This is a genomic window from Pseudoalteromonas sp. 5Ae-yellow (assembly GCF_014077565.1).
In the GTDB taxonomy this organism is placed as follows: Bacteria; Pseudomonadota; Gammaproteobacteria; order Enterobacterales; family Alteromonadaceae; genus Pseudoalteromonas.
Map to the genome: position 1 here is coordinate 1 of NZ_JACGWD010000022.1, position 12,138 is coordinate 12,138.

Below are 12,138 nucleotides of genomic sequence, written 5' to 3' on the forward strand. Positions count from 1 at the left end.
CGAACTCAGTAGTGAAACGAAACAGCGCCGATGATAGTGTAGCATTTGCTATGTGAAAGTAGGACATTACCAGGCTTCAAATTGTAGAAAGCCCGAATCTAACGATTCGGGCTTTTTTACGTCTGCAGAAAAGTAAAATGCGCGCAATTAATAGACACTCACATTAACATCCATCGCGTAGGGCGGGCGTAGTGACTCCCGATCCAATAATAGTGTACATATATTATGTGACACTTTACCGCTCTGGGCACTACGGCATTCTACTTCGTAGCGTACCGACCTCAAATTGTAGAGAGCCGACTAGAAATAGTCGGGCTTTTTTATGTCTGCAGAAAAATGAAATGTGAGCGAATAACGAATATTCTAAGCCGTAACATCATCGAGTAATTGCATTAATACCTTAATGATCAAACTAGACCCGAAAGGTTCGCGTTTTAAAAGTGTAGTAAAGTTAAATGTAGGTGAATAGCGTACAACTCGCTCAACTATCTTATTTATATTTAATCTTTTTTACTTTCTATAAAAGCTAATTACTTTCATTTCCTTAGATAACAAATTTAATTTTGCTTTGTTACTGTCTTTGATTTAGGATCAAATCAGTTTAAAACCAAGAACTAACAGCCTGTGTATAGATTATTAATTAGCGCCATATCCATTTTATTTTGTTTTTCTGCGTCGGCAGTTGAAGTAACTGATCTATATCAAGATATTTTAAAAGTTGATGACAAAACACGAGACACTCGATTAGCTGCGAGTCGTAAAGCTTTGCTCAATGTTTTAGTGAAAGTAAGCGGTGATGAAACTGCGGATCAAAATAAATTAGCACAGCAACGCACTAAAGATATTTCTGATTATATGCTTAAGTTTGAATATGACGAGAGAGCAAATGGACAATTGAAACTCGTTGTTAAATTTGAAGCACGAAAGATCAATGCGTTAATCAAAGAGTTAAACTTACCTTTATGGGGAGTGCAACGCCCGTTAGTCGCAATATGGTTAGGTATTGAGGACAATTGGCGCAGAGAATTAGTAACACAAGAAAGTTACCCGCAATTAGAGCAGTTAATTTATGACAAAGCAGGACGCCGTGGTCTACCTGTCGTTGTGCCATTACTTGACTTACAAGATAGACGTTTAGTAGGTATTCCTGAGGTATGGGGTAACTTTTCAGAACCAGTAGAAGAGGCCTCTAGGCGCTACAGTGCTGAGCGAAGTATTACAGCAAGAATGTATAAAGAAGCAGATAGCGAAAATTGGATTTTAGATTGGCGTTTTACTAATGATGATCAATTTGATTCAAATAGATTAACGGGCGATAAGCAGCAAATAGTGAGTCAAATGATTGATACCTTAGCTCGAGGCCTTGCAAGCGAGTATGCAATTGACCCAAATGCTTATTATGAACAAGCAACTGCTACGCTCACGCTAAAAGGCACACAAAGTTTTGTTGATATAGAATTAGCGAAACGAAGATTATTGAGCCTAAGTGTTGTTACGCAAGTCAAAATTGTTCGTAAAACACCGGAATTTGTTGAATTTAAATTAAATCATACTGGTAACTTGAGTGATCTTAAAAAAGGGTTAGGGCTAGACTCTTCATTTAAAGATTATGAGGATCCACGCGCATTTTATCATGTTGTTGATAAAAATAGCTTAGAGTATCAATGGGTAACACCATAATGCTAATGTCTGAGCCGATGCAAATGGCACTACCGGTTACTTTACCGGATGACGAAACATTTGCATCGTATTTTGGGGGAGAAGACTCTTTGGAGGTTAATCACCTAAAAGATAGCTTTTCCAAATTAGCAAAAACGTTTCAGTATACATACCTATGTGGTTTAGGTGATTCGGGCAAGTCTCATCTTTTATATGCAACCTGCATAAAAGCACAAGAGCGTGGCTTATCTAATATGTTGCTGTCTATGCGCGAAGTAATTGACTTTGGACCTATGGTATTAGACGGGTTAGAGGCGCTTGATGTTCTATGTATTGATGATGTGCATTTAGTTGCAGGGAATGATGCGTGGGAAAAAGCACTATTTAACTTTTTTAACCGGTTTAACGAACCCGGTAAAATGCTAGTAGTAACTGCTGACTTACTTCCGAGCATGCTCAATATATCTCTGCCTGATTTAGAGTCTCGTTTAACGTGGGGAACAACCTTTCAAATTCGTTCTATGAGTGATGACGATAAAGCACAAGCACTTGTTAAGCGCGCTCACATGCGCGGCCTTGAATTAAGTGATGAGTGTGCACGCTTTTTATTAACCCGTTTAAGCCGTGATATGCGAGCTTTATTAGATGTACTCGACAAATTAGATCATGCATCTATGGCTGCACAGCGAAAATTAACTATTCCTTTTATAAAATCAACGTTAAAGCTGTAGTAGGTCTAGAATCTAGACCCTGCTTTCAGTTATCATAAGCTATTATCAGAGCGTGTTTACCTTTCCTGATTGGAATTTGTTTAACTTAAGGGTGCTTTAATCGCGTCGTGAGGACATTAGCATAGTTTTTATATGCAAAACCCGAACAACAAAGAAAATAGCCTTCAAGATAAACACTTCGAACAACACGTGTTTGGTCTTTATTTAGGGTTATTGCATGACTTATGTAGGAAACTACAGCCCAATGCTTAACCTTATTTAATAGCCAACCACACAGTTGAAAAGCAATCTTGAAAGGCCAACACGCTCTTAAGCAATCACCTTCTGTGAAAGATCAGGTATCGAATGAACTTAGAAAACATATTAGCGCAAGCACTTGAGGCGGTAGCCAGTGCCAGTGAAATAGCGCAGTTAGAAGATATCAGGGTTAATTACCTTGGTAAAAAAGGCGAAATCACTAGCTTACTTAAAACGTTAGGTAAAATAGCACCTGAAGAACGTAAAGAAGCAGGCCAAGTTATAAACCAAGCTAAACAGGATGTGCAAGCTGCTATTAACGAAAAGCGTGAATTGCTTGCAAGTAAAGCACTTGAAGAAAAGCTAGCTGCTGAAACTATAGATGTAACTCTGCCAGGGCGTGTTATGCCTACCGGCGGTTTACACCCTGTTACGCGCACTATTGAGCGTATAGAAAGCTTTTTTGGTGAGTTAGGTTTTGAAGTTAAATCTGGTCCAGAAATCGAAGACGATTTTCATAACTTTGATGCGCTAAATATCCCTGAGCACCATCCAGCACGTGCTGATCACGATACCTTTTATTTCAATCCTAAATTAGTACTACGCACACAAACTAGTGGCGTGCAAATTCGTACTATGGAAACTGAGCAGCCACCACTGCGCATTATTTCACCTGGACGTGTATACCGTAACGATTACGACCAAACACATACACCAATGTTCCACCAGGTTGAAGGTTTAATGGTTGATACCGATGTTAGCTTTACTGAGTTAAAAGGTATTTTGCATGATTTTTTACGTAACTTCTTTGAAGAAGATATGGAAATTCGTTTCCGTCCTTCATTCTTCCCGTTTACAGAACCTTCAGCTGAAGTAGATGTTATGGGTAAAGACGGTAAGTGGTTAGAAGTACTAGGCTGCGGCATGGTACATCCTAATGTACTTAAGTCTGTGGGCATTGACCCAGAAAAATACACCGGCTTTGCCTTTGGCATGGGTGTAGAGCGTTTAACCATGTTGCGCTATGGCGTAAACGATTTACGTGCATTTTTCGAAAATGACTTAAAATTCCTGAACCAGTTCCGTTAAGAGTGAAACAATAAAATGAAATTTAGTGAAAAGTGGTTAAGAGAGTGGGTTAATCCTGCTATTGATACGCAAGCTCTTTCGGAACAGCTTTCAATGGCTGGTTTAGAAGTTGATGGCGTTGAGCCTGCTGCTGCCAAATTTAATGGCGTAGTTGTAGGTGAAGTTGTTGAATGTGGACAACACCCTGATGCAGATAAACTGCGTGTTACCAAAATTAACGTCGGTGGCGATGAGCTACTTGATATCGTGTGTGGTGCACCAAATTGTCGTTTAGGTATTAAAGTTGCTGTTGCAACTGTGGGCGCTGTACTGCCTGGTGACTTTAAAATTAAAAAAGCCAAACTACGCGGTCAATCTTCAAACGGAATGCTATGTGCTTTTGTTGAGCTAGGTATTAGCGAAGAAGGCGACGGCATTATGGAATTGCCAAGCGATGCACCAGTAGGCACTGATTTACGTGACTACCTAGGTCTTGATGATAATATTATAGATGTTGATTTAACACCAAACCGTGGTGACTGTTTAGGCATTAAAGGCCTTGCTCGTGAAGTAGGCGTTTTAAACAGTATTGACGTAAATGTATTAGATATTCCAGCGGTTACCCCAACAATTGACGATAAAATATCGATTGAATTAGTGAACGAAGATGCATGTCCTCGTTACCTTGGTCGTGTGATCAAAGGCATTAACCTTGATGCAGAAACACCGCTTTGGATGGTTGAAAAGCTACGCCGCAGTGGCGTACGTTCAATCGACCCAGTAGTTGATGTTACAAACTATGTATTACTTGAGCTTGGTCACCCAATGCACGCGTTTGATTTAAATGCGATTGAAGGTGGTATTAAAGTACGTAGTGCAAACGCAGATGAAGAACTTGTTTTATTAGACGGTAACACCGCTAAATTAAACAACACTACACTTGTGATAGCCGATCATAACAAAGCACTTGCAATAGCGGGTATTTTTGGTGGTGAGCAATCAGGTGTTACAGATAAAACATCTGATATATTACTTGAAAGCGCATTTTTTAATCCTGTAGCAATTGCAGGGCAAGCACGTAGCTACGGTTTACACACTGATGCTTCACACCGTTATGAACGCGGTGTTGATTTTGCTCTGCAACATGATGCAATGGAACGTGCAACAGCGCTACTTCTTGAAATCGTAGGCGGTCAAGCAGGCCCAGTTGTTGAAGCTGTAGCGGCTGACAAACTACCAAAAGTGACTGAAGTACGTCTTCGTCGAGCTCGTTTAGACCGTGTTATTGGTCATCATATTGAAGATGCTAAAGTAACAGATATTCTTACGCGTTTAGGTCTTGATGTTAAAGTAGAAAATGAAAGCTGGAGTGCGGACGTACCAAGCTACCGTTTTGATATTCGCATCGAAGAAGATTTAATTGAAGAAGTAGCACGTGTTTACGGTTACAACAGCATTCCTAATGTTGCACCAACTGCAAAACTTAAAATGACGACGCATAACGAAGCAACTATTGCGCTTAGCAAGTTCCGCAATACGTTAGTGACTCGTGGTTACCAAGAAGCAATTACATACAGCTTTGTAGACCCTAAAGCACAAGCTATTTTACACCCAGAGTGTGAAGCAATGGTATTACCGCACCCTATTTCAATTGAAATGTCAGCGATGCGTGTAAGTTTAATGCCGGGTTTATTAGCGTCTGTAGCGTATAACCAAAATCGCCAACAGCCTCGTATTCGTTTATTCGAACATGGTCTTAAATTTATAAGCGACGAAAGTGCAGAAAATGGTGTTTACCAAGTACCGGTTATTGGTGGCGCTATTACGGGCCTTGTAAATGGTGAACATTGGGTTGAAGAAAAACGTAATGTTGATTTTTACGATTTAAAAGGTGATGTTGAAGCCTTACTTGCAATTACTAATGACGTTACTCGCTTTGAAATTAAAGCCGAGCAGTCAGATGGACTTCACCCTGGTCAATCAGCAGTAATATATGTTGATGGTAAAAAGGTTGGTTTTTTTGGTGCTTTACATCCTCAAGCTCAAAAGTCGTTAGATATCAACAACGCAACTTTTGTTTTTGAAATTGAAATGTCAGCAATAGAAAAAAGAAATTTACCGCAAGCCGAAGGGGTGTCTAAATTCCCTTCAAATCGCCGCGACATCGCGATTTTAGTGGCAGACAGCGTTAAATCTGGCGACATTTTAAGCGTGATCGAAAAAGTTGGCGGAAATCAATTGGTTGACCTAAACTTATTCGATGTGTATAAGGGCAAAGGTATTGAGCCAAATTATAAGAGTTTGGCGATTGCTCTAACACTGCAAGCGGTTGATAGAACACTCGAAGAGAAAGATATCAATCTAGTAGTTGATAACGTGGTGGCCGAATTGGCCGAACAGTTTAATGCATCGTTGAGGGACTAGATATGGCGCTTACTAAAGCCGACATAGCTGAACACCTATTTGAAAAGCTCGGGATCAATAAAAAAGATGCCAAAGATTTAGTTGAAGCGTTTTTTGAAGAAATCCGCTCAGCGCTAGAAAAAGGCGAGCAGGTTAAGCTCTCTGGATTTGGTAACTTTGATCTTCGAGACAAAAAAGAAAGACCAGGCCGCAATCCGAAAACAGGCGAAGATATTCCTATTTCGGCACGTCGCGTGGTGACTTTTCGACCAGGTCAAAAGCTTAAAACCCGCGTAGAAGTGGGCACAAGCAAAGCAAAATAAAAAAAGGCAGCGTAAGCTGCCTTTTTTATTGTCTAAAATAACTCCGCTCTAGCGGAGTTATTTAGTTGTACCGTTAGAAAACTTTTTTAAAACTCTCGAGGAGATACAAAATCACCTGCCATTATTTGCTGAAATGTTTGCTCTGCAAGTACATCTAGGCTGTCTAAGCTTTTACCATTCGTTATTAATTGCTGCTCAATTTCAAACACGTCAATATTTTCAATCCCCGACATTTGCGCTACTTTAGAAAATATATATGCATGCTTAAATTTATCATGTTTATAAAAAAGACTAATAAGTGATGTATACACTTCAGGATTCGGTACGTTGTCTTTTTTATTGAGTTCTAAAGTCTTATAAAGCAAATCGATGGTTTTTTCATCATCAAATTTAATATAGTATGATGCTAGAAAAAATTGCATTTCGGCACTTTGCGTTACACTTTTGTCATTTTCTATCGCTAATAATTTAGTCAGTGCACTTTGGTTATTATTTCGTGACCATTGGTAGTAGAGCAAACCTGGATGGTTTGTATTTTGGGTATCTTGATATAAGCGAGTCATTTCTTTAATGCTCGTTAATTGACCGTCAATACGTGACGTTTTTTTAGCTTTTAACTTAATATGTTCAATTTTAGCGGCCACAGTTATACATTGGTTATAGGATTCAAAGTCCTTGAGTAATTGGTATTTATTTTCATCAGTAGGGTCTTTGTATTCTATGTAACGTTTGATAATCACATCAGAACGCTCATCCTTGCAGTGGCTGTCTTTGTTTAAGTCGCTACAAAAGCCAGGTGTTTCTTTGCACACTTGTGCGAGTGTCAACGGTTCTTCACACCCTGTCAACGTTAGCAAACCCAATAGTACACTTGCTTTTTTAAGCATCCCTTAACCCCAAATGAATATCTACCTTGCTATTCTAACGCAATCATTTAACGCCTAACAGTAGAGAATAACTTCAGATTAAATTAGAATAGCCCTGCCTGAAGTGCATTACTCTCAAAATATAGTGCATTTTTAAAGGCTATCCGTTCAAAATGATAAACTTAGGTAAATAAAATGACCTCATCTCACGAGTTAGAATACACAAATAGTTGGCAAGAGCGCCAAGATTACGCAGAAAGCATGCAACCAATCATTGGTAAACTTTACCGTAATCGTGGTATCGAAATCGCTGTATATGGCCGTCCTCTCGTAAATGCCAGTACTATTGATATTATCAAATCTCACAAAACCGTTGCTCAGTTTGAAGGCACTAAATTACGTTTGCGCGAAAGCTTTCCATTTTTAGAAGCTATCAGCAAAATGGAATTAAACTCTGCGCGTATTGATATTGGTAAACTTGCATATAGCTATTTGTTCACAGAAGCAGCTAAAGGCCGCTCAGTAGAAGAATTTGTAAAAGATGAACTTGCAGAAATAGCTGACTTACCAGCGAAAGAACCACGCGATGTTGTATTGTATGGTTTTGGTCGTATTGGTCGTTTACTAGCGCGTTTATTAATTGAAAAATCAGGTCCATATGCAGATTTACGTTTGCGCGCTATTGTTGTGCGTGGCGGTAAAGATGGGGATCTTGAAAAGCGCGCAAGCTTACTGCGTCGTGATTCAATTCACGGTCCTTTCAATGGTTCAATCACTATTGATAAAGAGCGTAATGCAATTAAAGCTAACGGTAGCTACATTCAAGTTATTTACGCTAACTCTCCTAGCGAAATTGATTACACTCAATACGGTATCGACGATGCATTAATTGTTGATAACACCGGTATTTGGAAAGACGAAGCGGGCCTTGGCCAGCATCTAGAGTGTAAGGGCGCTGCAAAAGTATTATTAACAGCTCCTGCAAAAGGTAATATCAAAAACATCGTATATGGTGTTAATAACAAAGATATTTTACCTGAAGATAAAATCGTTTGTGCAGCAAGCTGTACAACTAATGCAATTACACCAACGCTTAAAGCACTAAACGATAAGTTTGGTATTAATAATGGTCATGTTGAAACTGTACACTCGTACACGAACGATCAAAACCTTATTGATAACTACCACAAAGCAGAGCGCCGTGGCCGTGCCGCAGCACTTAACATGGTAATTACTGAAACAGGGGCTGCAAAAGCGGTTTCAAAAGCATTACCAGAGCTTGAAGGCAAATTAACAGGTAACGCAATCCGCGTACCTACACCTAATGTGTCGCTAGCTATTTTAAATCTTAACTTAGCAACAAGCACATCAGTTGAAGAGCTAAACGCATTTTTACGCGATACTGCACTTCATTCAGACTTACGTGACCAAATTGATTACACCGCATCAACGGAAATTGTATCTACCGATTTAGTAGGTAGCCGTTACGCAGGTGTTGTTGATTCACAAGCAACGATTGTTGAAGATAACCGTATCGTTTTGTATGTATGGTACGACAATGAGTTTGGTTACAGCTGCCAAGTAGTTCGTTGTATGCGCGATATGGCCGAAGTGTCATTCCCAAGCTTACCTCGCTAATTTATTTGCAGTGACTTAAAAGCCAGCATGTTGCTGGCTTTTTTGGTCGTGTATTATTTTTAAAGTGTATGCCTTGTGATAGGCTTTAATTAAGAAAATGCACATTCGTTTTACTATTTACAAAATAATGTCAGTTCTGTGAATTAATAAACAGATAAACTTATTCAACCTAAAGGTTTTTCCATGAAAATCAGCAGCAATTTCGACAGTGGTAATATCAAAGTTATTGAAGCCACCGATCCTTTAAATATTCAATTAGAAATTAATAAAGATCACCAGTCTGAATTTTATCAGTGGTTTCACTTTCGTCTTGAAACAACACCTTACCAATTGCATAAGTTAAATATTAATGAGCTTGATAAATCAGCTTACCCAGATGGTTGGGAAGGGTATCAAGCTGTTGCATCATATGACCGTCAAACATGGTTTCGCGTACCATCAAGCTATGAAAATGGCACATTAAGCTTTGAAATTGAACCAGAGTGCGGCAGTGTTTATTTTGCTTACTTTGCACCATACAGTTACGACCGCCATTTAGATTTATTGTCTTGGGCACAAAGCCAAGGTGCTTGCCAATTAATAACGCTTGGTGAAACACTCGATGGCCGCGATATGAGTGTGCTTAAAATTGGTGAGCCAAGTGAAGATAAGAAAAACATCTGGATCACAGCACGTCAACATCCAGGTGAAACAATGGCAGAGTGGTATGTTGAAGGTCTACTGCACAAACTTCTTGATGACGAGGATCCACATGCAGCTGCGCTTCTATCAAAAGCAGTGTTTTACGTTGTGCCAAATATGAATCCAGATGGCAGCGCACGCGGACATCTTCGTACTAATGCTAAAGGCGTTAACTTAAACCGTGAATGGCAAACACCAAGTATGGAAAATAGCCCCGAGGTTTACTTAGTGCTTAATAAAATGCGCGAAGCTGGCTTAGATATGCACTTAGACATACACGGTGATGAAGCTATACCTTATAACTTTGTGGCAGGCAGTGAAGGTATTCCAAGTTACGATGCTCGTCTTAAAGGCCTTGAAGATATCTTTAAAGCTGCGCTTTTGACTATTACTCCAGAGTTTCAAGATGAGCATGGCTATCCAAAAGATGAGCCAGGTCAAGCTAACCTTACGGTAGGTTCATCAGCTACTGCTGAAGAATTCAAAGCATTAACGTACACAATTGAAATGCCATTTAAAGACAACAACGATTTACCTGATCCAGACTATGGCTGGTCAGACCGTCGTTCTTATCAATTTGGTCAAGATACATTAGCGGCTATTGTTAATGTTGTTGATGATTTAAGATAAAACGCTTATCTAAAAGGGTATCAATAGTTTTGATACCCTTTTTGCTTTTAATAAAACCCTTTGTATAAAAAAATAATAATCATATAGCAGCTTTATTCTTAAAACGTTTTCAACGCTTCTTCGCTGCGTATCATCACCGTATCGGTACAAATCAATCTACTTTCATTTAAATACTACAGATGTAGTGCCTTTTGCCAAGTGTGTAATTATATATTTTGAAAATTAAGTGTTAACAACCTTGGGGTACTTAAGTTAATATTAATTAAATCATGAGTCGGGGCGGAAGAGGTGAAATCTTATTTCGTAAAGCTTATGTAGCGTAGTAGCTAAAACAGAGTCTCGTAATTAAAAAATAATAAATATAACTATAGAGGATATCCATGGAAGCTTTTGTAAGCGCTGTTAATGATGTTGTTTGGAGTAATGCACTCATCTATTTATGCCTAGGCGCAGGCTTGTTTTATTCAGTACTAACTAGATTTGCTCAAGTTAGACATTTTAAAGAAATGTGTAAGTTATTATTTAGTCCTAACACGTCTGATAAAGGTATTTCATCTTTTCAAGCCCTTGCAGTATCGTTGTCTGGACGCGTAGGCGTTGGTAATATCGCAGGTGTGGCAGCAGCTATCGGTTTTGGTGGGCCAGGTGCTATTTTTTGGATGTGGGTTGTTGCTTTTCTAGGTGCAAGTACTGCTTACGCAGAATCTACTTTAGGCCAAATTTATAAAACAGAAGAAGACGGGCAATATCGTGGTGGCCCAGCCTATTATTTTGACCGTTGTTTAGGACAAAAATGGTTGGCTGTCTTATTTGCTGTTTCGGCAATTATTGCATGTGGTGTTTTTCTGCCTGGTGTACAAGCGAATGCGGTAGGTAATGCGTTTACCCAAGTATTTGGCGATGGCAATATGGTCTCGACTAGTTTTGGTGATGTAGGTAGCTTTAAGTTAGTCGCTTTGGCAATAATCCTTATTGTTTTAGCGTTTATTATTTTTGGCGGTATAAAACGTATTGCGAACTTTACGCAAATAGTAGTGCCATTTATGGCGCTTGGTTACATAGTACTGGCATTAATCGTGGTATTTTTAAATTTAGATAAAGTAGGCGATATATTCTATTTAATTATTAGTGATGCATTTACTGCGCAGGCCGGTTTTGGTGCCGCTATTGGTTGGGGCGTTAAGCGTGGTATATATTCTAATGAAGCAGGGCAAGGTAGTGGGCCTCATGCAGCCGCAGCAGCAGAGGTTGATCACCCTGCTCAACAGGGTTTAGTGCAAGCTTTCTCTGTTTATGTTGATACCATTTTTGTATGTACTGCAACAGCACTCATGATTTTAATAACGCAGCAATACAATGTTGTGGGTGAGTTACCAGCAGGGCAGTTCATTGTACAAAATGTTGATGCAGCGACTGAGGTCGGTTCAGCAGCCTTTACTCAAATGGCTTTATTTAGTGTATTTGGCAGCTTTGGACAAGCATTTGTCGGTATTGCATTATTCTTCTTTGCCTTTACCACAATACTCGCTTATTACTTTATTGCAGAAACTAATATTGCTTACTTAAATCGTTATTTTAAAGGCAATATCCCACTTGTCCTCGTGAAGTTCGTGATTATGTTTATGGTTGCATACGGTATGGTTAATAATTCAGGTTATATCTGGACTATTGGAGATATTGGCGTTGGTTTAATGGCCTGGATTAACATATTGGGTATCTTAGCTATTTTCTTTGTAGCTAAGCCTGCTTTACTATGTTTGAGCGATTACGAAGATCAGAAGAAAAAAGGTGGAAAAATCACATTTGACCCTGTCAAACTAGGTATTAAAAATGCCACTTTCTGGGAAAAACGTTTAGGGAAACAGTCAAAAGACACTGAGTAACTAAACTTAATGAGTAACT

9 protein-coding genes are annotated in these 12,138 nt (G+C 39.2%); 8 read left to right on the top strand and 1 reads right to left on the bottom strand.

What is annotated here, in order from left to right; all coding sequences use genetic code 11:
- The first annotated feature begins 624 nt into the window (after positions 1-624).
- The 5 genes from H4J63_RS07995 (at position 625) to ihfA (ending at position 6,421) form a co-directional block, all read left to right on the top strand.
- Positions 625-1,680: a DUF2066 domain-containing protein gene (locus H4J63_RS07995; protein ID WP_182195877.1), complete on the top strand. Its 1,056-nt coding sequence runs from the start codon at positions 625-627 to the stop codon at positions 1,678-1,680.
- Positions 1,680-2,390 (top strand): DnaA regulatory inactivator Hda, encoded by a 711-nt coding sequence (hda, locus tag H4J63_RS08000; protein ID WP_002960693.1) that lies wholly within the window; start codon positions 1,680-1,682, stop codon positions 2,388-2,390. The genes H4J63_RS07995 and hda overlap by 1 nt, the downstream gene beginning before the upstream one ends.
- Positions 2,391-2,735: 345 nt before the next feature.
- Complete coding sequence (gene pheS / locus H4J63_RS08005) at positions 2,736-3,716, top strand: phenylalanine--tRNA ligase subunit alpha (RefSeq protein WP_002960692.1); 981 nt, start codon at positions 2,736-2,738, stop codon at positions 3,714-3,716.
- Positions 3,717-3,731: 15 nt separating this feature from the next.
- Positions 3,732-6,119, top strand: coding sequence for a phenylalanine--tRNA ligase subunit beta (gene pheT / locus H4J63_RS08010; RefSeq protein WP_182195879.1), 2,388 nt, complete (start codon positions 3,732-3,734; stop codon positions 6,117-6,119).
- Positions 6,120-6,121: 2 nt separating this feature from the next.
- Positions 6,122-6,421, top strand: a complete 300-nt coding sequence (gene ihfA, locus H4J63_RS08015) for an integration host factor subunit alpha (protein ID WP_002960690.1) — start codon at positions 6,122-6,124, stop codon at positions 6,419-6,421.
- An 86-nt stretch (positions 6,422-6,507) separates the two neighbouring features.
- On the opposite strand, the gene H4J63_RS08020 is transcribed toward ihfA, so the two are convergent.
- Positions 6,508-7,308, bottom strand: a complete 801-nt coding sequence (locus tag H4J63_RS08020) for a DUF2989 domain-containing protein (RefSeq protein WP_024605015.1) — start codon at positions 7,306-7,308, stop codon at positions 6,508-6,510.
- A 174-nt stretch (positions 7,309-7,482) separates the two neighbouring features.
- On the opposite strand from H4J63_RS08020, the gene H4J63_RS08025 reads away from it, so the two are divergent.
- The 3 genes from H4J63_RS08025 to H4J63_RS08035 all read left to right on the top strand — a co-directional run bounded on the left by H4J63_RS08025 (position 7,483) and on the right by H4J63_RS08035 (position 12,119).
- A complete protein-coding gene (locus H4J63_RS08025) occupies positions 7,483-8,925 on the top strand; it encodes a glyceraldehyde-3-phosphate dehydrogenase (protein ID WP_024600455.1) in 1,443 nt (480 codons plus the stop codon).
- A gap of 183 nt (positions 8,926-9,108) precedes the next feature.
- A complete protein-coding gene (locus H4J63_RS08030; protein WP_182195882.1) occupies positions 9,109-10,236 on the top strand; it encodes a carboxypeptidase family protein in 1,128 nt (375 codons plus the stop codon).
- Positions 10,237-10,616: 380 nt separating this feature from the next.
- Positions 10,617-12,119, top strand: coding sequence for a sodium:alanine symporter family protein (locus H4J63_RS08035; RefSeq protein WP_024600457.1), 1,503 nt, complete (start codon positions 10,617-10,619; stop codon positions 12,117-12,119).
- The last annotated feature ends 19 nt before the right edge of the window (positions 12,120-12,138 follow it).